The organism is Pseudocitrobacter faecalis (assembly GCF_965231525.1).
Classification (GTDB): domain Bacteria; phylum Pseudomonadota; class Gammaproteobacteria; order Enterobacterales; family Enterobacteriaceae; genus Pseudocitrobacter; species Pseudocitrobacter faecalis.
The window spans coordinates 1,468,688-1,493,355 of record NZ_CBDDNJ010000002.1; the positions used below are offsets into that span (position 1 = coordinate 1,468,688).

The window sequence follows — 24,668 nt, forward strand, 5'->3', positions numbered from 1 at the left end:
TTAAAGGCGGTTTAGTAAAAAAAATCGAACATTTAAAATGCTAAGTAATCATAAAGACATAATAATTTTCTGAAATCCGTGTCACACCGTCCGGAGTGTTCTTCAAGATAATTCTTTAATTCTTCTATTGATATATTATCATCCATAACAGAATACATGATTCCACCGATGACTTTCCAGTCAGGTAAGTTATCCGTTATGTCAGTTATTGTTGAGTATTCATTTCCGCATTCTTTAACATAACCCTTTAAGTCAGCGATAATTTTATCAACTTGGCGATTTTTATATTTTTCTTCATTAATGAGATTCTCACAAATTGAACTGAATGCGAAAACCGGGAACCTTTCACGAGTTGATATGACTTGCTTATTCAGTAATGATATAAGTTGTGAGTTTGCTTCATCAACTATTTTGAAATAATTTTGAATCATTTCAGTTTTGGTTTGGAATTCATATTTAACAGTCCGTTCTGAACCAACGGCTAAAACCATATCTTCATTTTTTAGTTCATCGATGTTTTCTGTTATATTTACCTTTATTTCTCCGCCGCTTTTAATAGTATTCCAAACTTTTTGCACTTTCCTGATGTCCATCGCGGAAACTGGAAGGACTAGTTTTGAAAGTGCATCATATATAGCAGTATAGTTATCTGTTTTGATTTTATTGATGCGGATAGTTGCCATGCTCTCAATATCAATATCATGCTCGGTTATTTCTGTCGTATGATCACCAGGTGCATATTCAACTAGCAGGAAGTTATCGCGAATCTTCTTTGCTAGTTCAGTGTTGACATTTACATATGAAAAAATAGTTTTTAACAGGGACTTAATGTTTGAATCACTTATGCTATAGCCAATAAATATAATAGGGTTGTGTATGAAAATAGAAAGGAGTTGGGCCCTGATTAATTCGTATTTATTATTGAAGTTATTATAGTCGTCTCTTGTTATAATTATGTTGTCTGAGTCGGTTACACAACCATGTATTTTGTAAACTGAGCCATAGGGGTTGCTAAGAAGAATATCATTCCCTATTAACGGGTTGAACTCAAAAACTTTTTCACATAAACGATCGTAATTCGTGGTTATGACGGAACCAATGTTTTTACGTGCTCTAATTAGAGCGTCAATTTCATTGCTTTTTTCGGGTCTTATCAATAAGCCGTTAAGTATTTCTGTTATATAAATTTTAAAACGGCTCAGTTTCTTGCCTTCTTTCATGTTTTTATAAAAAATATCGTTAATGGCTTCGAATTTGCCATTCCGATCAGTTGCAAGACATTTGTTGAATTCTATCTCAAGCCTTGTTGCCAAAAGGTCATAACTATATTCACCATTCTCCATTGATTCTGCTTTAAGGTCATAGTAAAACTCCTCATTACCCGTGAGTTCATTGGATATAAACTCAAGTAATTCATTCCAGCCAAAAGAGTTTTGAAGATACCTAAGACTAAAACCGGTGCCGATGAAAAGCACTGGATGATTTTTGTAATGACCTACAAAATCTTGGATTTCCATACCAATTCTCAACATTAACCCACATACTCATCATAAAATCAAATTTCGAAAGAAAATGCCAATGGTCTTTCATAAATAGTATCACCCTTATCAGACTGGAAAGGGGAACGAACATTAGTGGCAAACCACCACCATAGCTGACCTGGTACAGGTACAGCCAAGCTACATTTTTAGACGTTATTCATGTACTGAGATTGGCACTTGGGCTTCCGTGCCAGGGGGGGCTTACCTGTGCTGACTCTGTGCTCAAAGTTATCCAAGTCTATCTATTTACTGCCAATTACAGTAAAGTAGATGGACAATTGCAGCGAAGTTTCGCAATGTACTGCTATCTAACTCATTGATCCTGCGTAGAATTTAAAATCCCTCGGCGTTCGCGCTGTGTGGGTTCAAGTCCCACTCCGGGTACCATGGGAAAGCAAAGAATAATCAAAGCAATAAGCAGTGTCGTGAAACCACCTCCGGGTGGTTTTTTTGTATCTGTTTTTCTTTGCTTCCATTTATCCTGCTCTCCCTCAATACTTGTCTGAACGCTCCCTTATAAACGTGATGAGATCAAAAATGAAAACAGGACCCTTAACCGAAAGCGAGCTGGAATGGCTGGATGAGACCATCGAGAAATATTCGACGGATAAATCGATTCTCGACGTTTCCGAGCTGGACGGTATGCTCACGGCCATCCTTTCCTCGCCACAAGAGATTGAGCCGGCAGACTGGCTTCTGGCTGTATGGGGTGGGGCGGATAGCGTGCCGCGCTGGTCAGCGGACCGTGAGCGCGATCGTTTCATCAACCTTACGTTGCAACATATGGGCGATATTGCTGAGCGTCTGAATGAGTATCCCGATCAGTTTGAACCTCTTTTCGGCACGCGCGAGGAAGAGGGCCAGGAGCTGACGGTTGTGGAAGAGTGGTGCTATGGCTATATGCGTGGCGTGGGCTTAAGCGACTGGTCGGGTTTGCCGCCTGCGTTACAGGAAGAGCTGGATGCCATCGGACTGCACGGTGAAGAGCAGAAAGCAGAGGCGCTGGATAACTTCACGGCTGAAGAGTATCTGGAAAGTATCGACAAGATCCGCCCGGCAGCGCTCATGTTGCATGGTTACTGGATGGCGCATCCGAAAATGACGCCGGTGCAGCAGCCTGTCAGAAATGATGGGAAAGTGGGGCGTAACGAGCCATGCCCCTGCGGCAGCGGAAAGAAATACAAACAGTGCTGTGCCAATAAATGAAAAAATGCCGGGTGTATCACCCGGCATTTTTTTAGCCTACGGCAGGTAAAAGATTTGCCGCTATCGCTACCTGAATCGCAATCACCGCAATCCCACATGTAAACACAAACCATAATGCGGGCGTTCCGCCAGCGACGCGATAACCACCTTGTGGGTGATGTTTACGGCTCTGCATCGTCAACAGTGATGGAATAATCAACGCCAGCACCGCCAGTGCTACGCCCGCATAACCCAGCGCCATCACAAAACCACGCGGATAGAAAAGGGCGAAGGCCAGCGGCGGCAGGAAGGTAATGCCACCCGTTTGCAGGCGACCGCGTACGCCGTTCTGACGCTGGAACAAATCCGCCAGATAATCAAACAAGCCCAGAGCCACGCCGAGGAAAGAGGTTGCCAGCGCCAGATCGGCAAACAGATGTACCGCCAGTTCGACGTGGGCTGACGCGACAACGGCGCGAATCGCTTCCAGCAGACCGTTAAGCCCCGTATGCTGTGCCATCAAACCGGCAAAGACGCTGGACTCAATGCTACCCAGTGTCGCCAACTGCCAGAAGAGATAAGCGACCAGCGGAATGAAACTGCCAATCATAAACACGCGACGTAGTTTACGAATGTCGCCATTCATATAGCTCACTATGCTGGGTACGCTGCCATGAAAACCGAATGAGGTGAAGATCACCGGGATGGCCGATAGCGCCAGACCCTGTTGCAACGGCAGCGTCAACAAATTGATTTTATGAATGTGTGGCAGCAGCAGCGCCAGCATCACCACCAGAAAAATAATCTTGGCGCTGAACAGGAAGCGGTTGAAAAGGTCGACCAGCGATGTGCCAATACATATCACCGTGCCGCCAATCGCCGTGAACAGCAGTACACCAATAGCGGGCGGCATATTGACGGAAAACCACTGGCTAAGACTGGAGGCCAGCAACTCACCCGCACCGCTGATATAGGCGGCAGTCAGGGCGTACATTAAAAATAACATGCTGAAACCGGTTAGCCACTGACCATAGCGGCCGAGATAGCGGTGTGCGAGAGAGCCAAGGCCGGTGTCAGCAGGGACGTGTTGATACACTTCCAGCAACAGCAGGGCGGTGTAGCACATCAATGCCCAAAGCCCAATTAACAGCACCAGCGTTACGCCGAAGCCGACGCCAGCCGCAGCCAGCGGCATCGCCAGCATACCAGCACCAATGGTGGTGCCCGCTACGATTAAAATACTCCCCAGGGTACGGTTCTTCACGCTTTCCTCTACGACTGCACGTATATACGACACGAATATGTCGCGCAGGTTATGTGAAACCAGACGATTCGTCAAATCACGATTACAGGGTGTGTAATAAAAAGTTTACGAATAAAGTGAGTTAAGAAAGCCTGCGCTAGCGCAAAAAAGGTATATCAAATGCAGGTTAATGTGACGGTTTTAGCGGAGGCATTATGGAATCTATTCACGGTCATGAAGTGCTGAATATGATGATCGCATCAGGCGAATCTTATTCAAAAGAGAGTCTGGTATTGGCAATTGAAAACCGTTTCGGTGAGAGCGCGCGTTTTCATACCTGTTCGGCAGAAAATATGACCGCAGCTGAGCTGGTTGCATTTCTGAAGAAAAAAGGCAAGTTTGTTCCGGTGGATGCGGGATTCACCACGGCGGAAAGTAAAATTTGTCGACATTAATAAGCTGCGGCGAAATAACGCCGCTGCCCGTTAATTAATTCTGAGTATCGAGCGTAGAGAGCTCTTTATCAATAAAGTAGAGGCCTTCACCGCTTTTTCCGGCGAGGGTCAATTTATCAATCACAGATTTAAACAGTTTCTCTTCTTCGTGTTGCTCAGCGACATACCATTGCAGGAAATTAAAGGTTGGATAATCCTGATTGGTCATCGCGGCATGCGCCAGCTCATTGATCTTAGACGTAATCAATTGTTCATGCTCGTAGGTGGCGCGGAAAAGATCGTCCAGTGACGCGTATTCTGCCACCGGTGAAGCAACACTGTGGATGCATGGCAGGCTACCGGTGTCGGTCAGGTAATCGAACAGACGCTGCATGTGCTGCATCTCTTCCTGAGCGTGGCGGCGCAGAAATGCAGCGGCGCCCTCAAAGCTATTAAAGCTGCACCAGGCGCTCATCTGTTGATAAAGCAGGGAGGAGTAAAGCTCGAGATTCATTTGTTGATTTAATTTCTCGATCATTTCCGCTTTTAACATTGTCAGGCTCCATAAAGGCATAATTAATTATGGAGGAACTATAAGTTGTTATTAAATTATTTGCAAAAGGTAAAATTAAAAAACCTTATTTAATAATGCGAATGGGAATAAAACGCATTGGCATAATAAATTCGCCGGAATTTATTCCGGCGTAGAATTTAATTCCATGCGGGTGCAACTGGTGTAACAGCGATCCCTCTGCATTGATACTGCAGCGTCACGCTTTCGTTAATACATAATGGCCCGCTGCTGCTAACACAGGTGGTAATTGGCTGTCCGTAAGCAAAGGCAGAGGCGTATCCCATTTGCTGGCAAGCTTTTGTCGCCGTCCCGTTCGCGACATAGTCATCGGTCTTTGCGTTCTGCAACATTGCCTGGCCATAAGTCAGACGCACGACGCCGCTGGTCGCATCCATTTCGCTCACGGCGGCCTCTCGGTGGACGCTACAGGCAGATAGCACAAGCGCGATAGCGCTAATCGTTAAGAATGTTTTCATGGTGTTACCCGGGGCAATCTATCATTGCTCTATCCTGTCACATGCCGGTGTGGGCAATCTTCCGATTAAAGACGATAACCGTGCTTTCTTATGGCGACGATGGGCGTCTGATAAAGCAAAAATGTGAGCCTTGCTGTGATTTTTAAAACCATTTTTCATAAAATTTGAAAGTATGTTTGTGAGGTTGTAAGGTTGATACATTGTTATCGAACCCTTGCGGGAGACGCCCGCGCTGCATTCAGGAGAGGAAAGAATGAAAATTGCACTGATGATGGAAAACAGCCAGGCCAGCAAAAACGCCATCATTCATAATGAGTTAAAAGCGGTTGCCGATGAAAAAGGCTTCCCGGTTTTCAACGTAGGTATGAGCGATGAAAATGACCATCATCTGACCTATATTCACCTGGGTATCATGGCCAGCATCCTGCTGAATTCCAAAGCGGTTGATTTCGTCGTAACTGGATGCGGTACCGGCCAGGGGGCGCTGATGTCCCTGAACATCCACCCGGGTGTGGTATGTGGTTACTGCATCGATCCGGCTGATGCCTTCCTTTTCGCGCAGATCAACAACGGTAACGCACTGTCGCTGCCCTTCGCGAAAGGCTTCGGCTGGGGCGCGGAGCTGAACGTGCGCTTTATTTTTGAAAAAGCCTTTACCGGTCGCAACGGGGAAGGTTATCCGCCAGAGCGTAAAGAACCGCAGGTTCGTAACGCGGGCATTCTGAACCAGGTGAAAGCGGCTGTGGTGAAGGAAAACTATCTTGATACGCTGCGTGCGATTGACCCGGAGCTGGTGAAAACCGCCGTTTCTGGCCAGCGTTTCCAGCAGTGTTTCTTTGAAAATTGCCAGAATAAAGAGATCGAAGCGTTTGTGCGTGAGATCCTCGGGTAATTCTGTATGAAATGAAAATCCCCACTTGCGTGGGGATAGAGACTGATGGCAAACGCGAAATTGCCTGATGCGCTCCGCTTACCAGGCCTACAAGAATTCTGCAATATATTGAATTACTGCGATTTTGTAGGCCGGATAAGGCGTTTACGCCGCATCCGGCAAGAACAAAGTGCACTCCGTCAGCAATCTGAATCCCCAGCGGTGTGGGGATTTTTGATTCTATGCTTTCACCTTTTGAGATACCGACACACCAGCATCTTTAGTCAGCCGTAGCGTGTCCATCATCCCAACCAGACAGATCAGAGCGATAAACACAAACGCCAGTCTGAAGCTTATTCCCGGCATGGCGCCGAGTGCCAGCACTTCACTCACTTTCTCCCCCAGACGAATACCGATTGCCCCAAGGGTGATCCCAAGTCCAATGGCTAACTGACTGGCGGTGCTGAACAGCGTATTGGCATAACTCATCTGCGAGCCGGGCACGTCGGCAAAAGCCAGCGTGCTCACGCCGGTGAACTGGATGGAGCGGAATACGCCGCCTAAATAGAGCACCAGTAATATGGCCCACTCGGGAGTTTGTGGCGTTAAGAAGGCGCAGGCGACCAGAGCCACAACGTTCAAAGCGCCATTAATCAGTAACAGGCGGCGGAATCCCAGCCAGCGAATCAGCGGTGTCGTGGCGGGCTTGATGGTCAGATTGCCGACAAATACCGCCAGTACCAGCAGGCCTGAATGGAACGGATCCATCCCAAAACCGACCTGAAAAAGCAGCGGCAGCAGGAAAGGCACCGCACTGATTGAAGCCCGGAATAGCGATCCTCCGTACATCGTGACCCGGAAAGTCGGTACGTTCAGCGCATCCAGACGGATCATCGGCCATTTGGCTCGCCGGAAATGGTACAGCGAGTAATAAAATGCCAATCCGCCAATAGCAAAGAGTGTCAACACCACCCAATTGTGTATGCGTTGACCGCCCAGCGCTTCCATGGCGCACACCAGGCATACCATCGCCACCGAGGTAGCGAGAAAACCAGGCAGGTCAAAGGGGCGGCGTTCGTCATCGCGGATGTCGGGAATGATACGTAGCGACAGCAAAATGGCGATAATGCCCAATGGAACGTTAATAAAGAAGATCCACCGCCAGTCCGCGACGCTGGTGATAAACCCACCCAGCGGCGGCCCGATAATGGGGGCGATGAGCGCGGGCCAGGTGAGCGTGGCGATAGCCGTGATGAGCAGATGTTTTGGTGTAGTACGCAGAACTGCCAGACGTCCAACGGGTACCATCAGCGCGCCGCCCATTCCCTGAAGGATGCGCATGGCGACAAAACTATCGACGGTGGTTGCCAGGCCGCAAAATACGGATGCCAGGGTAAAAATGGCCAGCGCCAGGGTGAATATTTTCCGTGCGCCGAATCGGTCGGCAATCCAGCCGCTGGCGGGGATGAGAACGGCCAGTGTGATCAGATAGGCGCTGATACCAATGTTAAGATCGACGGCGTCTTCACCAAAACTTTTGGCCATGTCGGGCAGGGCGGTGGCGATCACGGTGCCATCAAGAAACTCCATAAAAAACGCCCCGGCAACCAACAGAGCAGCAGGCGACAGTCCGCGCTTGTTTTGTGCCTGGAGAGGCTCACTCATTTTTGTTTTACCCTATCAAAATAATCTGCAATTTTTCTAATATAAGTTTTTAGCTAAGTAACGGATTTGTTTCAGATAATAGATCTTAATCGCGGTTTGCTGAAAAATTAAACGTGACGCATATCTCGTTTTGGTTGATTTTTGTGATGAATGTCATACTATGTGTCAAAAGACAATAACACCTGTGTAACAAAATCGGAGCATCACAATGAAACAACGCATGCGCAAAATCCTCAAAAGCATGTTCGAGAACTATTGCAAAACTTTCAAAGACGTACCGCCAGGCGCTATGTTCTGATAAAAAAACCTGCCACGGCAGGTTTTTTTATGTCTGCAAGGAGCACGCTTCGTTCCTTTCGGGTACCATAGTACCCCTAAATGTTAAGGAGCGTATATGTCCCAGAACCTGACTGCTGATGAAGAACTGGTATCCGACGTGGTAGCCTGCCAGTTGGTCATTAAGCAAATTCTTGATGTCATCGATGTCATCGCCCCCGTCGAAGTGCGTGAGAAAATGTCCACTCAACTGAAATCTATTGATTTCGCTGGGCACCCATCAGCTGATCCGGTCACGCTGCGCGCGATCCAAAAAGCCATTGCCCTGATTGAGCTGAAGTTTACACCGCAGGGTGAAGCACACTGATTGATACGGGTTATGCAACCGGCAGGTTTATGCTGCCGGTTGTCGCTTGGGAAGGGATTAATGCACCTGGTGATTCACCACGTTCAGCAGATGCTGATCGGTTTGTTGCATACACAGCCCCGCTTTATTGGCGTTGCGTACTTCCTCAAGAATGGCCTGCAATAAAACGCCATCCTGCTGTTGCTCTTCTTCAAGATTGGTCAGGAAGTTCAGCGTGCTGTCGTCGCGCAGAACCTTTGCCTGCTCGGCCAACTCAGAAAGCGTAGTGCTGCGCTGGTTGTACTCTTCAATGGTCTTCAGGAAGAGTTCTTCGAGTGATGCACACTGTTCTTCGTGTGGCTCGATGGCTTTCACGACCGGATAGCCGCCAGATTTCTTCATGTAATCAAATACCCGCATCATTTGGGTGACGCTGGTTTGCGCCTGCGCGCGAAGGAAAGTCGCGGTGCCGTTGAGGCGTTGTTCAGAACACCACTCGCTCAGACGGAGATAGAGATTAGATGCGTAAAACTCAAGGTTCATTTGAGTATTCAGTTTTTGAACCATTCCTGGGACTGCCATACCAATATCCTTATTTCCTGGAAGGGACAACTCACGTTAACAGGCGGATTTTTACTTTAAATTGATACGCTACAATGAAGCAGCCTGAATTAATTTACGTTTAAATCACGCTATTTACGCGTCAGAGAACAATAACAGAATGTAATATTCAATGACCTCTGAATGTGACCGATGTACGATTCCTGACTCGGCTCGAAAAATAATACCGCGCACTCCAGCCTAAGAAAACTCTTAAGTTTGTTCATTTACTTTTTGTTACAACTATATTCCAGAAAAGGATTATCTCTACGCGCGTGACCGTAATGAATTATTACAGTTGTATGATTTATATAGTGAATATATTACCTGTCAGCTTTGTTTGTGATCGCATTAACATTTTTTGGCGGGATCACAAAAAACCACTTCACTGTTTGTCAGGCATTACGTACTCTTCACATAATAAAATGAAACAGTGGTTTATTTTTGTTTGGTTTTTGGGTAAACAATCACTTCAATAACCAGGAAATTGTTTTAGATCATTTTTGCCAATATGAGGTCGATCGGTTCACGCGCAATTATTTGGCAAATCCCCGCTTACGATAAAACAGGAGTTATCATGAAACAGGTTGCCGTGCTGTTAGCACCCGGATTCGAAGAAGGTGAAGCGATTGTCACAATTGATATTCTGCGTCGTTTGCATATTCACGTTGAACTGGTGTCCTGCGCTGAATCTCGTGCGGTGGTGAGCTACCACGATATTCCGATGGTAGCAGATGCGACACTTGCAGAACGTAGGGATAAAATCTACGACGCCGTGGTTCTGCCGGGTGGGCCGCAGGGCAGTGTCAATCTGGCTGCGAATAAAGATGTCGTGAAATTTGTCGCCGCGCATGATGAGGCGGGGAAATATCTCTGCCCGATTTGTTCAGCTGCTGCTCGCGTGCTGGCAGGTAATGGTTTGCTTAAAGGGCGCCGCTATGTCTGTTCCGGCGACTTATGGCAGGATATTACTGATGGCGTGTATATCGACGCCCCGGTCGTGGAAGAGGGGAATCTTATCAGCGGTAAAGGTTTTGGTCATGTATTTGATTTTGCCTTTACTGTGGCGGCACGCTTATTAGGTGACGAAGCGCCAGTACGCGAACACGCAGACCACATTTACTATTCGTGGTAACCCCTGAACAAGGATGGGTTAGCTAACAATATAGATTATCATGCTATTACCGGGGCGAATTGTCAGACAATTCGCCCTTTCTGTATGTCATTTTCTGCTAAATCCATGCATGCAACTACTGTAATTCTGCGGTGTGATGCGGCTCTCTTATGGATAAATATTTTCCCGCTATTAATGTGCTAACAACCGTAATGCCGTTAACGAAACGGCTAATACGTTGTTTTATGTCCTAATTAAAATTTTAAACCGATTATTTCCCTACAAATAAAAGCACTAAGGCTGGAGTATACCATGCACAAATTCACTAAAGCGCTGGCCGCCATCGGCCTGGCAGCGGTTATGTCACAATCAGCTATGGCGGAAAACCTGAAGCTCGGTTTTCTGGTGAAGCAGCCGGAAGAGCCGTGGTTCCAGACCGAATGGAAGTTTGCAGACAAAGCCGGTAAAGATCTGGGTTTTGACGTTATTAAAATTGCCGTGCCCGACGGCGAGAAAACCCTGAACGCCATCGATAGCCTGGCGGCTAACGGCGCGAAAGGGTTTGTTATCTGCACGCCGGATCCGAAACTGGGCTCGGCGATTATGGCGAAAGCCCGCGGTTATGACATGAAAGTGATCACCGTCGATGACCAGTTCGTTAACGCTAAGGGCAAGCCGATGGATACCGTTCCGCTGGTGATGATGGCGGCCAGCGAAATCGGCGCGCGTCAAGGGCAGGAGCTCTATAAAGAGATGCAAAAACGCGGCTGGGACGTGAAAGAGACCGCCGTGATGGCGATCACTGCTAACGAGCTGGATACCGCGCGTCGCCGTACCACCGGCTCGCTGGAGGCACTGAAAGCCGCGGGCTTCCCGGAAAAACAGATTTATCAGGTTCCAACCAAATCGAATGATATTCCCGGCGCGTTTGATGCCGGTAACTCCATGTTAGTTCAGCATCCAGGCGTGAAACACTGGCTGATTGTCGGCATGAACGATAACACCGTTCTGGGCGGCGTGCGCGCGACGGAAGGCCAGGGCTTTAAAGCGGCAGACGTCATCGGTATCGGCATTAACGGTGTGGATGCGGTGAACGAACTGTCGAAGGCGCAGGCCACGGGCTTCTATGGTTCTCTGCTGCCAAGCCCGGACATTCACGGCTATAAAACCAGCGAAATGCTCTACAACTGGGTTGAAAAGGGCGTTGAGCCGCCGAAATTTACCGCAGTCACCGACGTGGTACTGATTACCCGCGATAACTTTAAAGAAGAGTTGGCGAAAAAAGGTCTCTAAGTCGTGACGCCTTCCCCCCGACCAGCGTGTCGGGGGAGAAGTGACCCTGCAATTCAGGAGTGGTTATGCAACAGTCAACCCCTTATCTCTCGTTTCGCGGCATTTCCAAAACCTTCCTGGGCGTGAAAGCATTATCCGATATCAGCTTCGACTGCTATGCCGGACAGGTACACGCGCTGATGGGTGAAAACGGTGCCGGGAAATCTACGCTGCTCAAGATCCTAAGCGGCAACTATGCGCCGACGGCGGGCACCCTAACGCTGCGTGGGCAGGATGTCGCCTTTGCTGATACCACCGCCGCGCTGAATGCTGGCGTAGCGATTATCTATCAGGAACTGCATCTGGTGCCGGAAATGACCGTCGCGGAAAACATCTATCTCGGTCAGTTGCCCAGCAAAGGCGGCATTGTGAACCGCTCGCTGCTGAACTACGAAGCCGGGCTGCAATTACAGCATCTGGGGCTCGATATCGACCCCGATACGCCGCTGAAGTACCTTTCAATCGGGCAGTGGCAGATGGTGGAAATTGCTAAAGCACTGGCGCGTAACGCCAAAGTCATCGCCTTCGATGAACCGACCAGCTCACTCTCTGCACGCGAAATCGAAAATCTGTTCCGCGTCATCCGTGAGCTACGCAACGAAGGCCGCGTGATCATCTATGTGTCTCATCGCATGGAGGAAATTTTTGCCCTGAGCGACGCTATCACCGTTTTTAAAGACGGGCGTTATGTCTGCACCTTCAGCGATATGGAAAAAGTGAACCACGACAGCCTGGTGCAGGCGATGGTTGGGCGTGATATTGGCGATATTTATGGCTGGCAGCCACGCGAACACGGCGCGGAACGCCTGCGGCTGGAAAAGGTAAAGGCGCCAGGCGTGCGAACACCCATTTCCCTCACGGTACGTAGCGGCGAAATCGTTGGCCTGTTTGGTCTGGTTGGGGCCGGGCGCAGCGAACTGATGAAGGGGTTGTTTGGCGGCAACAAAATATCCAGCGGTCAGGTCTATATCGATGGCGCAGCGGTCACCATTGATAAGCCCGCCCATGCCATTCGTGCAGGCATGATGCTGTGCCCGGAAGATCGCAAAGCCGAAGGGATTATTCCGGTTCACTCCGTACGCGACAACATCAACATCAGTGCGCGCCGCAACAATATTCACGCCGGGTGCCTCATCAACAAGGGTTGGGAAGCGCGCAACGCGGATCATCATATTCAATCTTTGAATATTAAAACGCCGGGTGCTGAGCAACTGATTATGAATCTCTCCGGCGGTAACCAGCAGAAGGCGATTCTGGGGCGTTGGCTGTCGGAAGAGATGAAAGTCATTCTGCTTGATGAGCCCACGCGCGGCATCGATGTAGGGGCGAAGCACGAAATTTATAACGTCATTTACGCCCTGGCGGCGTCCGGCGTAGCGGTGCTGTTCGCCTCAAGCGACCTGCCAGAAGTGCTCGGCGTTGCGGATCGTATCGTGGTGATGCGCGAAGGCGAAATTGCCGGTGAACTGCTGCATGGCAGCGCGAATGAACAGCAGGCGTTAAGCCTCGCTATGCCTAAAGTGAGTCAGGCCGTCGCCTGAGAAAGGAGTTTATGATGTCTTCTGTAACGACTTCCGGCGCACGCCGACCATCACTCAGCTTTGGCCGTATCTGGGATCAATACGGCATGCTGGTTGTCTTCGCGGTACTGTTTATCGGCTGCGCGATTTTTGTGCCGAACTTCGCCTCCTTTGTCAACATGAAGGGGCTGGGGCTGGCGATATCCATGTCCGGGATGGTCGCCTGTGGAATGCTGTTCTGTCTGGCTTCCGGCGATTTTGACCTCTCCGTCGCATCCGTGATTGCCTGCGCTGGCGTCACCACTGCGGTGGTGATCAACCTAACAGAGAGTTTGTGGATTGGCGTCTTCGCCGGGCTGATGCTGGGCGTGCTGAGCGGTCTGGTCAACGGTTTTGTTATTGCCAGACTGAAAATCAACGCGCTGATCACCACGCTTGCCACCATGCAGATTGTGCGTGGCCTTGCCTATATCATCTCTGATGGTAAAGCGGTAGGGATTGAAGATGAGCGTTTCTTTGAACTTGGGTATGCCAACTGGCTCGGTTTACCAGCACCAATCTGGCTAACTGTCGCCTGTTTAATCATTTTCGGATTATTACTGAATAAGACCACTTTTGGGCGCAATACCCTGGCGATTGGTGGGAACGAAGAGGCTGCGCGTCTGGCGGGTGTTCCCGTGGTTCGCACCAAAATTATCATCTTTATTCTTTCAGGCCTGGTGTCGGCGGCCGCGGGGATTATTCTGGCCTCGCGCATGACCAGCGGACAGCCGATGACCTCTATCGGTTATGAGCTGATCGTCATCTCAGCCTGCGTGCTGGGCGGCGTGTCGCTAAAAGGCGGTATCGGAAAAATCTCCTACGTCGTGGCCGGGATCCTGATTCTGGGAACAGTGGAAAACGCCATGAACCTGCTGAATATTTCGCCATTCTCGCAGTATGTGGTTCGCGGTTTGATTCTGCTGGCGGCGGTCATTTTCGACCGTTATAAACAAAAAGCGAAACGGGCCGTTTAAAAAACGGACTCAATTTTTAAGTGTATGTACTGACAACGCCGGTGGCTAATCCCCCCGGCGTTTTCATTTGAAAATGGCGAGCCGTGTCACACTGTCTATACTTAAGTTGCTAACTTTTTGATAACACATTACTGAATCATTCACTGATAAGGAGGAACCCAGGGTGGCTGACCTGATATCTGTACCCCCTGCACCAACTGAAAATGTCGCTTTTTTCTTTGACCTTGATGGCACTCTCGCTGGGATCCAACTGCATCCCGATCATGTTGCTATACCCGAGCCCGTTCGCGATGCGTTGTCACGGTTATCGCAGGCGCATGACGGTGCAGTAGCGTTGATTTCAGGGCGCTCAATGGTAGAGCTTGACAGGCTCGCCAGTCCGTATCGCTTTCCTCTGGCGGGCGTTCACGGGGCGGAACGCCGCGATATCAACGGGAAAACGCATATCGTTGCGCTCGATGATGAAACGGCACGACGCGTGGAACGACGACTGAGTGAGGCGCTGGCGTTATTGCCAGGGGCGGAGCTCGAAGCCAAGGGCATGGCGTTTGCGCTGCATTATCGTCAGGCACCGCAGCATCAGGCGGCGATCGTGACGCTGGCGCAGGAGATGGTCACGCAGTTTCCCGAACTGGCGCTTCAGCCGGGCAAGTGTGTGGTGGAAATTAAACCCAGAGGCATTAACAAAGGTGCGGCAATTGAGGCCTTTATGCAGGAAGCACCGTTTCGCGGCAAGATGCCCGTGTTTATTGGCGATGATTTAACGGATGAGGCGGGCTTTGCCGTCGTAAACAGACTGGGTGGGTTATCAATTAAAGTGGGGATGGGGGACACACAGGCGAAGTCACGTTTGCCTGATGTGGGGGCCGTTCACCAATGGTTGCAAAACGCGGCTGAAAATCAAAAACAAAACGCGCTTACTAACAGGAGAGATGGCTATGAGTCGCTTAGTCGTAGTATCTAACCGTATTGCAGTTCCGGATGACAAAAAGGCCAGCGCCGGTGGGTTGGCCGTGGGGATTATGGGCGCATTGAAGTCGAAGGGCGGGCTCTGGTTTGGCTGGAATGGAGAAATCGGTGATGAAAATACCCCGCTGCACAAAGTGACACAGGGCAACATCAGTTGGGCTTCATTTACGCTGAACGAACAGGATCACGAACATTATTACAATCAATTTTCCAATGCTGTGCTGTGGCCTGCGTTTCACTATCGACTGGATTTAGTGACTTTCCAGCGTGAATGCTGGGACGGATACCTTAGAGTAAACAGTAAACTGGCAGATAAACTGCTGCCGTTGCTGCAAGACGATGATGACATCTGGGTTCACGATTACCATCTGCTGCCTTTCGCCAGCGAACTGCGTAAGCGTAACGTGAATAACCGTATCGGATTCTTCCTGCACATTCCTTTTCCGACGCCGGAAATTTTCAATGCGCTACCGCCGCACGCTGAACTGCTGGAACAACTCTGCGATTATGATCTCCTGGGGTTCCAGACGGAAAACGACAGACTGGCGTTCCTCGATTGTGTCAGTGCGCAAACGCGTCTTACCACGCGCAGTAAAACGCACACGGCCTGGGGAAAAACCTTCCGCACGGAAGTTTATCCGATTGGGATTGAACCAGAAGAAATCGCCAAACAAGCGCGAGGGCCATTGCCGCCGAAACTCGCGCAGTTGAAAGCCGAGCTGAAAAACGTCAAAAACATCTTCTCGGTCGAGCGACTGGATTACTCCAAAGGCCTGCCGGAACGTTTTCAGGCCTATGAAGCGCTGCTGGAAAAATTTCCACAGCATCATGGCAAAATTCGTTACACCCAGATTGCGCCGACATCGCGTGGCGATGTGCAGGCTTATCAGGATATTCGTCATCAACTGGAAACGGCGGCAGGACGGATTAACGGGCAGTACGGCCAGCTTGGCTGGACGCCGCTCTATTACCTGAATCAGCATTTTGACCGTAAATTACTGATGAAAGTTTTCCGTTACTCCGATGTTGGCCTGGTCACGCCGCTGCGAGACGGAATGAATTTGGTGGCCAAAGAGTTTGTTGCCGCGCAGGATCCGGAAAACCCCGGCGTACTGGTGCTCTCGCAGTTTGCCGGAGCCGCCAATGAACTGACGTCTGCGCTGATTGTGAATCCATACGATCGCGACGAAGTGGCAACGGCGCTGGACAGAGCGTTGAATATGCCGCTCGCCGAGCGTATCTCACGCCATGCGGAAATGCTGGAGATCATCACGCGTAATGATATTCATCACTGGCAGGCGCAGTTTATGAGCGATCTGAAGCGCATCACGCCACGTAGCGAAGAGAGTCAGATGGAGAGTAAAGTGGCGGCGTTCCCAAAGCTGGCATAAGGAAAGAATGACGCCGGAACTGACAAAACCGGCGTCGCATAGGGAGTGTTACAACGTCACAAGCAAAACGTCGGCACAACTGCTGCCGACGATATTCTTCGCTGAGCAGGTGGCTCGAGAGAAAAAGCTTTGATTGTGGTTACCGCAGATAACCAAATCGACCTGATAGTGCTGGCACCAGGATTTAATACTTTCGCACAATTCACCGCTGGCAATTTGGGTTTTCCAGATCGGGTAGTCGGCTTGTTCAACCAGCGTATCAAGAAACTGTTGGGTCTCCTCCTGCATCAACTCACGCAGATTCTCCATCATCGGCGCTGCCAGCTGGTTATACATTTCCGGATCGGTTGAAAACGTGATCAGACTGACGCGGGCATTGTGTGGGCGCGCAATTGAAACCGCCTTGCGTAACAGGGCGTGACTTTCTGGGGTAGGCGCAACCGCCACTAACAGGTGAGAGTAAGGCATCAAACCTCCTTGCAGGACACTTCACTAACCATATTTAAGCTCATACTCTTTTTGCGGCCTGACTGCAAGGGTGGTTTCAAATGTAACTGTGAGCGACTTCAATATATGCATTAATTATTCTTAAGTCCGGAATAGTGCAAAAAGCGGTCATGTTGCAAATTCTAGTGTGGATGTAACCGCTTTCGGTAAGTAACAATAATCAATTAACAATTAGATATAGATGATTAACAAATTGCGAATGATTTACCTTAGGGATTATATGAATTTAAATTTTATTTAATTGTATGAATTTTAAATATAAATTTATATTATTCGGTGCTAAGTCCTTTATCGGCGCTTCTGTCAATCCTCTGTTCACTATTGTTCCCCTCTTAACGAGTCACCGTTCCTTCTTCTGAATGAATATTCGTCCCTGAAGAATAGAAAAAAGAGTCATTTGGATAATAAATGATCAATTAACAACGTAATCTGATGGATTGAGTGTTAACATTCAGGTATGTTATGTGACATAAATCACATAATTCCTAAATTTACCCTAAGGTCAGATTGTATGTGTCATAGCTGGCGGGTAAAGTTGCGTGGATTTAGGAAAATTCTTAGTCATTTGTAAGAAATGTTTAAAATTGTTGCTTTATAACCTAAAGCGAACTTGCCGATATGTCTGTCATCATCGGCTATGCATTTCGGCTTTTTCTTTTTTTATCGGGATTTCCCGACGACATCACGGGGTGTGCGGTCTAACCGCATTAAAACAATAGTTGGTTATTCGGGATGGGGAAAATGTATACATCCGAGTTGCTAAAACATATCTATGACATCAATTTGTCCTATCTACTCCTTGCGCAACGCCTTATCGGTCAGGATAAAGCGTCAGCCATGTTTCGCCTGGGCATAAACGAAGAGATGGCCACAACGCTCGGTGACCTGACGCTTCCGCAGATGGTGAAACTGGCGGAAACCAATCAACTGGTTTGCCAATTCCGCTTCGACAGTCATCAAACGATCACCCAGCTCACACAGGATTCCCGGGTCGACGACCTGCAACAGATCCACACCGGCATTCTTCTTTCTACGCGTTTACTGAACGACGCCAGCCAGACCGCTGATTCCGGCCGTAAGAAAAGGGCCTGAGCATGAGCGAAAAAAGTATTGTCCAGGAAGCCCGCGATATTCAGCTTGCGATGGAGCTGATTACGCTGGGCGCGCGTTTACAGATGCTGGAAAGTGAAACGCAGCTAAGCCGTGGTCGCCTGATTAAACTCTATAAAGAGCTGCGCGGTAGCCCGCCGCCGAAAGGGATGCTGCCGTTTTCCACGGACTGGTTTATGACGTGGGAGCAGAATATCCACTCTTCCATGTTCTGCAATGCCTGGCAATTTCTTCTCAGCACCGGGTTATGCTCGGGCGTTGATGCCGTTATTAAGGCATATCGACTCTACCTGGAACAGTGTCCCGCTCAGGATGAAGCCCCGCTTCTGGCGCTGACTCGCGCCTGGACGCTGGTGCGTTTTGTTGAGAGCGGTATGCTGGAACTGTCGCACTGCAACAGTTGCGGCGGTAATTTTATCACTCACGCACATCAACCGGCGGGCAGCTTTGTTTGCAGTCTGTGCCAGCCGCCATCCCGCGCCGTAAAAAGACGTAAACTTTCCGACAACGCTGCCGATAGTAATCCACAACTGCTGGATGAACAGATAGAGCAAGCTGTTTAGCCGGAACGGTGTGGCAAACACTCCAGCAGCGGGGCCCGTGACCGCTGCTTTTTTTTGCCTGTCGTTCGGCGACGCTTTTATCTGTCCTTCAGCCTGGTCAAAAGTGGAAGGATGAAACGTGCTTATCTTAATCGGTTACCTGGTCGTCATCGGGACAGTATTCGGCGGTTATGCCATGACCGGCGGGCACCTTGGGGCACTGTATCAACCCGCTGAGTTGATTATTATCGGTGGCGCCGGCGTTGGTGCGTTTATCGTCGGTAACAACGGGAAAGCGATAAAGGGCACACTTAAAGCCCTGCCGCTACTTTTTCGCCGCTCGAAATATACCAAAACCATGTATATGGACCTGCTGGCGCTGCTCTATCGCCTGATGGCCAAATCGCGCCAGCAAGGGATGTTCTCCCTTGAGCGCGACATTGAAAACCCGCGCGAAAGTGAAATCTTCGCCAGCTATCCGCGTATTCTGGCTGACAGCGTCATGCTGGATTTCATCGTCGATTATCTGCGACTCATCATTAGCGGCAATATGAACACCTTCGAAATTGAAGCGCTGATGGATGAGGAAATTGAAACCTTTGAAAGCGAAAGCGAAGTTCCTGCCAACAGCCTGGCACTGGTAGGCGACTCGTTACCGGCGTTTGGCATTGTGGCGGCGGTGATGGGGGTTGTTCACGCCCTGGGTTCGGCGGATCGCCCGGCGGCAGAGCTGGGGGCATTGATCGCCCACGCGATGGTCGGTACGTTCCTGGGTATTCTTCTGGCGTATGGTTTTGTCTCGCCGCTGGCCAGCGTGCTCAGACAAAAAAGCGCGGAAACCACCAAAATGATGCAGTGCGTCAAAATTACGCTGCTCTCGAATCTCAATGGTTACGCGCCGCCGATCGCGGTCGAATTTGGTCGTAAAACGCTCTACACCAGCGAGCGTCCGTCGTTTGTTGAACTGGAAGAACATGTTCGGGCGGTGCGTAATCCGACGGCGCAGCAAACCACGACCGAGGACGCATGAAAAATCAGCCGCACCCGATTGTCGTTGTCAAAAGACGCAAAGCCAAATCGCATGGCGGAGGCGGCCACGGGTCGTGGAAGATTGCCTACGCCGATTTCATGACCGCCATGATGGCCTTCTTTCTGGTGATGTGGTTGATTTCCATCTCCAGCCCCAAAGAGCTGATTCAAATTGCCGAATACTTCCGTACACCGCTGGCGACGGCAGTGACTGGCGGCCCGCGAATGTCGAACAGTGACAGTCCCATTCCCGGCGGCGGGGATGACGTCACGCAGCAGCAGGGCGAAGTCAATAAACAGCCCAACATGGATGAACTGAAAAAGCGGATGGAAACCAACCGCCTGAAGCGGATCCGCGGCGAGCTGGACCAGTTGATCGAAGCCGATCCCAAACTGAAAGCGCTGCGCCCGCACCTGAAGATCGATCTCGTTCAGGAGGGATTACGCATTCAGATTATCGACAGCCAGAACCGGCCGATGTTTAAAACTGGCAGCGCCGAAGTGGAGCCGTATATGCGCGATATCCTGCGCGGTATCGCCCCGGTGCTGAATGAAATTCCCAATAAAATCAGTCTCTCCGGCCATACGGACGATTATCCCTATGCGGGCGGCGAGCGCGGATACAGCAACTGGGAACTTTCGGCGGATCGCGCCAACGCTTCCCGGCGCGAGCTGGTGATTGGCGGGTTGAGTGAAGGCAAAGTGCTGCGTGTGGTGGGGATGGCAAACACCATGCGCCTCGCAAGCCATGGTGGCGATGACGCTATCAACCGCCGGATCAGTTTGCTGGTGCTCAACAACCAGGCCGAGCAGGCGATTCTCCACGAGAACGCGCAAAGCCAGAATGAACCGATAAGTGCATTACCGTCGCCACCGGCGACACAAAGCCCAACACCGCCACAACCCGATCAGAGGTGATTGCGTGAGCATGGATATCAGCGATTTTTATCAGACTTTCTTTGATGAAGCCGACGAACTGTTGGCCGATATGGAGCAGCACCTGCTGGATCTGGTTCCGTCCGATCCCGACACCGAACAGATGAACGCCATCTTTCGGGCGGCGCACTCCATCAAAGGAGGAGCAGGCACCTTCGGCTTTTCTGTATTGCAGGAAACCACCCATTTAATGGAGAACCTGCTCGACGACGCGCGTCGGGGGGAATTGCCGCTCAATACCGACATTATCAACCTGTTTTTGGAAACCAAAGATATTATGCAGGAACAGCTCGACGCCTATAAAAGCTCACAGGAGCCGGATGCCGCCAGTTTTGAATACATCTGCCAGGCGCTGCGTCAGCTGGCGCTGGAAGCCAAAGGCGAGAGCGCGCCGCCAGCCACCCGGCTGACCGTGGTCGAAAAAGCGGTTCCACCGCAGGGAACATTACGGATCACACTTTCACGCCTGAAACCGGGCGAGCCAGAGATGTTGCGCGAAGAGTTGGGCAACCTTGCCACGCTCAGCGAGGTCACCATGAGCGTCGATAGTCTGAGCGCGATCCTTGAAGGCGATGTGAATCAGGACGATATCGTGGCGGTGCTCTGCTTTGTTATCGAGGCGGATCAGATAACGTTCAATAGTGAGCCTGCGCAAGAACCTGAACAGAGTAAACCCGTCGCCACACCAACGCTGGTGCCTGTTGCCGCTGCGCGCACGGAACGTGAAAAACCGGCGCGTGCCAGTGAATCCACCAGTATTCGCGTCGCGGTGGAGAAGGTGGATCAGCTTATCAATCTGGTGGGGGAACTGGTTATCACTCAGTCAATGCTGGCGCAACGCTCGACGGAACTCGACCCGGTGCAGCATGGCGATCTCATCACCAGCATGGGCCAGTTACAGCGCAATGCCCGTGACCTGCAGGAATCGGTGATGTCTATTCGCATGATGCCGATGGAGTATGTGTTTAGCCGCTTCCCGCGCCTGGTACGCGACCTGGCGAGCAAGCTCGGTAAACAGATTGAGCTTACGTTACAGGGCAGTTCGACGGAACTCGACAAAAGTCTTATCGAACGGATTATCGATCCGCTGACGCATCTGGTGCGTAACAGCCTGGATCACGGGATTGAACTGCCGGAAACGCGTATCGCCGCGGGGAAATCAGAGGTCGGCAATCTTATCCTTTCGGCGGAGCATCAGGGTGGCAATATCTGTATCGAGGTCACCGACGATGGCGCGGGTCTGAACCGCGAACGCATCCTGGCGAAAGCGCTTTCGCAGGGGCTGGCGGTTCACGACAACATGACCGATGACGAAGTGGGCATGCTTATCTTTGCACCAGGATTCTCAACCGCCGAGCAGGTGACGGACGTTTCCGGACGCGGTGTTGGCATGGATGTGGTGAAACGTAATATTCAGGAAATGGGCGGCCACGTCGAGATTCAATCGAAACAGGGCACAGGCACCACCATTCGTATTTTATTGCCACTGACGCTGGCAATCCTCGACGGCATGTCCGTGAAGGTGTGTGACGAAGTCTTTATTTTGCCACTCAATGCGGTGATGGAATCGCTCCAGCCGCGTGATGAAGATTTGCATCCGCTGGCGGGCGGGGAGCGCGTGCTGGAAGTGCGCGGTGAATATCTGCCGCTGGTGGAATTGTGGAAAGTGTTTGATGTGCAGGGGGCCAAAACCGAAGCCACCCAGGGCATAGTGGTGATTTTGCAAAGTGCCGGGCGTCGTTATGCGCTGCTGGTCGATCAACTGATTGGTCAGCATCAGGTGGTGGTGAAAAACCTGGAAAGTAACTATCGCAAAGTGCCGGGCATCTCTGCTGCCACCATTCTCGGAGACGGTAGCGTGGCGCTGATTGTGGATGTCGCGGCCCTGCAAAGTCTTAATCGTGAAAAACGTCTGGCGCATGTCGCCGCCTGAATAAAGAAGGAAATAATATGACCGGTATGAACAGCGTAGCAAAACTGGCGGGCGAGCCCTCGGGCCAGGAGTTTTTGGTTTTCACCCTTGGTGACGAAGAGTACGGCATCGATATTCTGAAGGTGCAGGAAATTCGCGGCTACGATCAGGTGACCCGTATCGCCAATACCCCCGCGTTTATTAAAGGCGTAACCAATTTACGCGGCGTGATTGTGCCGATCGTCGATCTGCGTGTGAAATTCAGCCAGCAGGACGTGGAGTACAACGACAATACGGTGGTGATTGTGCTGAATCTCGGCCAGCGGGTGGTGGGCATTGTGGTGGACGGTGTGTCTGATGTGCTGTCGCTTGCGGTGGATCAAATTCGTCCCGCGCCGGAATTTGCCGTGACGCTATCGACGGAATACCTGACCGGGCTTGGCGCGCTGGGCGACCGCATGCTGATTCTGGTGAATATTGAGAAATTGTTGAGTAGCGATGAGATGGCGCTGCTGGACAGTACGGCGACGCAAGCAGCGTAAAAAATGCCGGATAGGTGTGGTTTGTGCATTGCCGGATGCGCTCCGCTTATCCGGCCTACGGGTTGGGTGCGGTTTGTAGGCCGGATAAGGCGTAGCCGCATCCGGCAATCTTACAGCCTGCATAATGCAGATGCGTTAAGCCTGCACTTCCTGCTGTTCCACTTCTTGCGCTTCGCCGTCGCTCAGCATCCCTTCATTCTGTGACAGCATCGCCGCCGCAACGCCGTTACCCAGCACGTTAATCGCGGAACGCCCCATATCCAGGAAGTGGTCAATTCCCATCAGCAGCAGGATCCCGGCTACCGGAATGTTAAAGCTCGGAATGGTGGCGGCCAGCACCACCAGTGCGGAGCGGGGTACCCCGGCGATACCTTTTGACGCCAGCATTAGCGTCAGCATCAACACGGTAATTTCAGAGAAACTCAGATGAATATTGTAGGCCTGGGCGATAAACATGGATGCAAACGAGCAGTACACCATCGAACCGACCAGATTGAAGGAGTAACCGATAGGCAGAACAAAAGAAACAATATTCGGCGAGCAACCAAATTTCGCCAGTTGTTCCAGCGTTTTTGGGTACGCCGCTTCAGAGCTGCTGGTGGTGAAGGCAACCAACACCGGATCTTTAAGCATATTGACCAGGCGGAAAATCTCTTTTTTCAGCACCATGTAGCCAACGCCTATCAATACCAGGCAGGTGAGCAGAATCGCCAGATAATAACCGCCAATGAAAGAAGCGTAATTCAGCAGAATGCCAAGACCTTCTTTGGCAATAACCGAAGAGATGGCGGCGAAAATGGCCAGCGGAGCCACATACATCACATAGCCCGTCACCTTCAACATAATATGTGAAACCACGTCCAGCGCAGCAACCAGCGGCGCGTTGAATTTCTGCCCCAACGATGCACCGCCAATGCCGAAGAACATGGAGAAGACCACGATTTGCAGGATCTCGTTATCGGCCATTGCCCCTGCGATACTGGTTGGAATGGTGTGCGCCAGGAAGGCTTTCAGCGACATACCACTGGTGGCGAGCCCCGTTTCAATCGTACCGGTTGGGACAGCCAGGTTCATGCCGCTACCCGGCTGTTCCAGGGTGACAATAAACAGCCCCACCAGGATGGACAGCACGGATGAGGTGATAAACCACACCATCGCTTTCCCGCCAACGCGACCAATCGTCGACGTTTCTCCCAGACGCATAATGCCCACGGTCAGCGTACTGAACACTAACGGCGCAATAACCATTTTAATGAGTCGCAGGAAGATATCGGTGAGGAGGGTGATGTTATCAGACCATGCGGTGATGGAGTCTGCTGATGCGTAGGAATGGATCATTGCGCCGGTGAGTATCCCCGCCAGCATGAAAATCACGATAAATACCGTGAGTTTATTTGCGTTTGCCACTTAAAATTTCCCCGTCATATAACGAATAATTAACATGATGATCAATGATTTTTTATTATGTAATTCCATTAATTCATTCGTAGTATAAATTGAATTAAAGCGGACAGATTTACAACTATTTTTTAGGGTT

25 protein-coding genes are annotated in these 24,668 nt (G+C 50.4%); 17 read left to right on the forward strand and 8 right to left on the reverse strand.

All coding sequences use genetic code 11. The annotated features are described in order from the left end of the window. Positions 1-32 precede the first annotated feature (32 nt). A complete protein-coding gene (locus tag ACOXYR_RS07595) occupies positions 33-1,517 on the reverse strand; it encodes an SIR2 family protein (protein WP_032236390.1) in 1,485 nt (494 codons plus the stop codon). A gap of 561 nt (positions 1,518-2,078) precedes the next feature. Between ACOXYR_RS07595 and ACOXYR_RS07600 the strand changes: the two genes are divergently transcribed. Further along, positions 2,079-2,747, forward strand: coding sequence for a YecA/YgfB family protein (locus ACOXYR_RS07600; RefSeq protein WP_421355359.1), 669 nt, complete (start codon positions 2,079-2,081; stop codon positions 2,745-2,747). Positions 2,748-2,778: 31 nt separating this feature from the next. Here the strand turns inward: ACOXYR_RS07600 and tyrP are convergent, their stop codons facing one another. After that, positions 2,779-3,990 carry a tyrosine transporter TyrP gene (tyrP, locus tag ACOXYR_RS07605; RefSeq protein ID WP_421355358.1) on the reverse strand — a complete coding sequence of 404 codons (1,212 nt, stop codon included), beginning with the start codon at positions 3,988-3,990 and terminating at the stop codon, positions 2,779-2,781. A 194-nt stretch (positions 3,991-4,184) separates the two neighbouring features. On the opposite strand from tyrP, the gene ACOXYR_RS07610 reads away from it, so the two are divergent. After that, the gene (locus ACOXYR_RS07610; RefSeq protein WP_421355357.1) at positions 4,185-4,424 is read left to right on the forward strand and encodes a YecH family metal-binding protein; all 240 of its coding nucleotides are present in this window, start codon (positions 4,185-4,187) and stop codon (positions 4,422-4,424) included. A gap of 34 nt (positions 4,425-4,458) precedes the next feature. Here ACOXYR_RS07610 and ftnA read toward each other — a convergent pair whose 3' ends face one another. Together ftnA and yecR are read right to left on the reverse strand one after the other, a co-directional pair. Beyond that, the gene (gene ftnA, locus ACOXYR_RS07615; protein WP_253899016.1) at positions 4,459-4,956 is read right to left on the reverse strand and encodes a non-heme ferritin; all 498 of its coding nucleotides are present in this window, start codon (positions 4,954-4,956) and stop codon (positions 4,459-4,461) included. A gap of 158 nt (positions 4,957-5,114) precedes the next feature. Next, the gene (gene yecR / locus ACOXYR_RS07620; protein ID WP_108475257.1) at positions 5,115-5,453 is read right to left on the reverse strand and encodes a YecR family lipoprotein; all 339 of its coding nucleotides are present in this window, start codon (positions 5,451-5,453) and stop codon (positions 5,115-5,117) included. A gap of 253 nt (positions 5,454-5,706) precedes the next feature. Between yecR and ACOXYR_RS07625 the strand changes: the two genes are divergently transcribed. Further along, positions 5,707-6,345, forward strand: coding sequence for an RpiB/LacA/LacB family sugar-phosphate isomerase (locus tag ACOXYR_RS07625; protein WP_108475258.1), 639 nt, complete (start codon positions 5,707-5,709; stop codon positions 6,343-6,345). A gap of 219 nt (positions 6,346-6,564) precedes the next feature. Here the strand turns inward: ACOXYR_RS07625 and ACOXYR_RS07630 are convergent, their stop codons facing one another. After that, positions 6,565-7,989 (reverse strand): MFS transporter, encoded by a 1,425-nt coding sequence (locus ACOXYR_RS07630; RefSeq protein WP_189622902.1) that lies wholly within the window; start codon positions 7,987-7,989, stop codon positions 6,565-6,567. A gap of 208 nt (positions 7,990-8,197) precedes the next feature. Between ACOXYR_RS07630 and azuC the strand changes: the two genes are divergently transcribed. Next, positions 8,198-8,287, forward strand: a complete 90-nt coding sequence (gene azuC, locus ACOXYR_RS07635; RefSeq protein ID WP_015963980.1) for a stress response protein AzuC — start codon at positions 8,198-8,200, stop codon at positions 8,285-8,287. 96 nt (positions 8,288-8,383) lie between these two features. After that, positions 8,384-8,632 carry a DUF2766 family protein gene (locus tag ACOXYR_RS07640; protein ID WP_015963981.1) on the forward strand — a complete coding sequence of 83 codons (249 nt, stop codon included), beginning with the start codon at positions 8,384-8,386 and terminating at the stop codon, positions 8,630-8,632. 57 nt (positions 8,633-8,689) lie between these two features. Here the strand turns inward: ACOXYR_RS07640 and ACOXYR_RS07645 are convergent, their stop codons facing one another. Further along, positions 8,690-9,193, reverse strand: coding sequence for a non-heme ferritin-like protein (locus ACOXYR_RS07645; RefSeq protein ID WP_113857134.1), 504 nt, complete (start codon positions 9,191-9,193; stop codon positions 8,690-8,692). Between the two features lie 595 nt (positions 9,194-9,788). Between ACOXYR_RS07645 and ACOXYR_RS07650 the strand changes: the two genes are divergently transcribed. The 6 genes from ACOXYR_RS07650 (at position 9,789) to otsA (ending at position 16,553) form a co-directional block, all read left to right on the forward strand. Continuing rightward, entirely contained in the window at positions 9,789-10,346 is a 558-nt protein-coding gene (locus tag ACOXYR_RS07650) for a DJ-1/PfpI family protein (protein WP_113857133.1), read from the forward strand. A 291-nt stretch (positions 10,347-10,637) separates the two neighbouring features. Continuing rightward, positions 10,638-11,618: an arabinose ABC transporter substrate-binding protein gene (locus tag ACOXYR_RS07655; protein WP_113857131.1), complete on the forward strand. Its 981-nt coding sequence runs from the start codon at positions 10,638-10,640 to the stop codon at positions 11,616-11,618. Positions 11,619-11,683: 65 nt separating this feature from the next. Beyond that, a complete protein-coding gene (gene araG / locus ACOXYR_RS07660; RefSeq protein WP_421355356.1) occupies positions 11,684-13,198 on the forward strand; it encodes an L-arabinose ABC transporter ATP-binding protein AraG in 1,515 nt (504 codons plus the stop codon). 14 nt (positions 13,199-13,212) lie between these two features. Further along, positions 13,213-14,193: an L-arabinose ABC transporter permease AraH gene (araH, locus tag ACOXYR_RS07665; RefSeq protein ID WP_108475265.1), complete on the forward strand. Its 981-nt coding sequence runs from the start codon at positions 13,213-13,215 to the stop codon at positions 14,191-14,193. 163 nt (positions 14,194-14,356) lie between these two features. Further along, on the forward strand, positions 14,357-15,157 hold the full coding sequence (gene otsB, locus ACOXYR_RS07670; protein WP_113857129.1) for a trehalose-phosphatase: 801 nt from the start codon (positions 14,357-14,359) through the stop codon (positions 15,155-15,157). Beyond that, positions 15,132-16,553, forward strand: coding sequence for an alpha,alpha-trehalose-phosphate synthase (gene otsA / locus ACOXYR_RS07675; protein WP_407731216.1), 1,422 nt, complete (start codon positions 15,132-15,134; stop codon positions 16,551-16,553). The genes otsB and otsA overlap by 26 nt, the downstream gene beginning before the upstream one ends. 48 nt (positions 16,554-16,601) lie before the next feature. Here otsA and uspC read toward each other — a convergent pair whose 3' ends face one another. Further along, on the reverse strand, positions 16,602-17,021 hold the full coding sequence (uspC, locus tag ACOXYR_RS07680) for a universal stress protein UspC (protein ID WP_108475268.1): 420 nt from the start codon (positions 17,019-17,021) through the stop codon (positions 16,602-16,604). A gap of 780 nt (positions 17,022-17,801) precedes the next feature. Between uspC and flhD the strand changes: the two genes are divergently transcribed. From flhD to cheW, 6 genes are all read left to right on the forward strand, one after another. Continuing rightward, entirely contained in the window at positions 17,802-18,152 is a 351-nt protein-coding gene (flhD, locus tag ACOXYR_RS07685; protein WP_108475269.1) for a flagellar transcriptional regulator FlhD, read from the forward strand. Then, positions 18,149-18,733 carry a flagellar transcriptional regulator FlhC gene (flhC, locus tag ACOXYR_RS07690; RefSeq protein ID WP_189623065.1) on the forward strand — a complete coding sequence of 195 codons (585 nt, stop codon included), beginning with the start codon at positions 18,149-18,151 and terminating at the stop codon, positions 18,731-18,733. The genes flhD and flhC overlap by 4 nt, the downstream gene beginning before the upstream one ends. A 118-nt stretch (positions 18,734-18,851) precedes the next feature. After that, entirely contained in the window at positions 18,852-19,742 is an 891-nt protein-coding gene (gene motA / locus ACOXYR_RS07695; protein ID WP_113857128.1) for a flagellar motor stator protein MotA, read from the forward strand. Then, a complete protein-coding gene (motB, locus tag ACOXYR_RS07700; protein ID WP_350437048.1) occupies positions 19,739-20,659 on the forward strand; it encodes a flagellar motor protein MotB in 921 nt (306 codons plus the stop codon). The genes motA and motB overlap by 4 nt, the downstream gene beginning before the upstream one ends. A 4-nt stretch (positions 20,660-20,663) precedes the next feature. Then, positions 20,664-22,610 (forward strand): chemotaxis protein CheA, encoded by a 1,947-nt coding sequence (cheA, locus tag ACOXYR_RS07705; protein ID WP_421355355.1) that lies wholly within the window; start codon positions 20,664-20,666, stop codon positions 22,608-22,610. A 17-nt stretch (positions 22,611-22,627) separates the two neighbouring features. Further along, the gene (gene cheW, locus ACOXYR_RS07710) at positions 22,628-23,131 is read left to right on the forward strand and encodes a chemotaxis protein CheW (protein ID WP_421355354.1); all 504 of its coding nucleotides are present in this window, start codon (positions 22,628-22,630) and stop codon (positions 23,129-23,131) included. Positions 23,132-23,266: 135 nt separating this feature from the next. Here cheW and ACOXYR_RS07715 read toward each other — a convergent pair whose 3' ends face one another. Beyond that, on the reverse strand, positions 23,267-24,538 hold the full coding sequence (locus ACOXYR_RS07715) for a dicarboxylate/amino acid:cation symporter (protein ID WP_421355353.1): 1,272 nt from the start codon (positions 24,536-24,538) through the stop codon (positions 23,267-23,269). Between the last annotated feature and the right edge of the window lie 130 nt (positions 24,539-24,668).

Bases quoted from the DNA above. Each gene is read 5' to 3' on its own strand.
- ACOXYR_RS07595 (WP_032236390.1), bottom strand. From the start codon at position 1,517: ATGGAAATCCAAGATTTTGTAGGTCATTACAAAAATCATCCAGTGCTT.
- ACOXYR_RS07600 (WP_421355359.1), top strand. From the start codon at position 2,079: ATGAAAACAGGACCCTTAACCGAAAGCGAGCTGGAATGGCTGGATGAG.
- ACOXYR_RS07610 (WP_421355357.1), top strand. From the start codon at position 4,185: ATGGAATCTATTCACGGTCATGAAGTGCTGAATATGATGATCGCATCA.
- ftnA (WP_253899016.1), bottom strand. From the start codon at position 4,956: ATGTTAAAAGCGGAAATGATCGAGAAATTAAATCAACAAATGAATCTC.
- yecR (WP_108475257.1), bottom strand. From the start codon at position 5,453: ATGAAAACATTCTTAACGATTAGCGCTATCGCGCTTGTGCTATCTGCC.
- ACOXYR_RS07625 (WP_108475258.1), top strand. From the start codon at position 5,707: ATGAAAATTGCACTGATGATGGAAAACAGCCAGGCCAGCAAAAACGCC.
- ACOXYR_RS07630 (WP_189622902.1), bottom strand. From the start codon at position 7,989: ATGAGTGAGCCTCTCCAGGCACAAAACAAGCGCGGACTGTCGCCTGCT.
- azuC (WP_015963980.1), top strand. From the start codon at position 8,198: ATGAAACAACGCATGCGCAAAATCCTCAAAAGCATGTTCGAGAACTAT.
- ACOXYR_RS07640 (WP_015963981.1), top strand. From the start codon at position 8,384: ATGTCCCAGAACCTGACTGCTGATGAAGAACTGGTATCCGACGTGGTA.
- ACOXYR_RS07645 (WP_113857134.1), bottom strand. From the start codon at position 9,193: ATGGCAGTCCCAGGAATGGTTCAAAAACTGAATACTCAAATGAACCTT.
- ACOXYR_RS07650 (WP_113857133.1), top strand. From the start codon at position 9,789: ATGAAACAGGTTGCCGTGCTGTTAGCACCCGGATTCGAAGAAGGTGAA.
- ACOXYR_RS07655 (WP_113857131.1), top strand. From the start codon at position 10,638: ATGCACAAATTCACTAAAGCGCTGGCCGCCATCGGCCTGGCAGCGGTT.
- araG (WP_421355356.1), top strand. From the start codon at position 11,684: ATGCAACAGTCAACCCCTTATCTCTCGTTTCGCGGCATTTCCAAAACC.
- araH (WP_108475265.1), top strand. From the start codon at position 13,213: ATGTCTTCTGTAACGACTTCCGGCGCACGCCGACCATCACTCAGCTTT.
- otsA (WP_407731216.1), top strand. From the start codon at position 15,132: ATGAGTCGCTTAGTCGTAGTATCTAACCGTATTGCAGTTCCGGATGAC.
- uspC (WP_108475268.1), bottom strand. From the start codon at position 17,021: ATGCCTTACTCTCACCTGTTAGTGGCGGTTGCGCCTACCCCAGAAAGT.
- flhD (WP_108475269.1), top strand. From the start codon at position 17,802: ATGTATACATCCGAGTTGCTAAAACATATCTATGACATCAATTTGTCC.
- motB (WP_350437048.1), top strand. From the start codon at position 19,739: ATGAAAAATCAGCCGCACCCGATTGTCGTTGTCAAAAGACGCAAAGCC.
- cheW (WP_421355354.1), top strand. From the start codon at position 22,628: ATGACCGGTATGAACAGCGTAGCAAAACTGGCGGGCGAGCCCTCGGGC.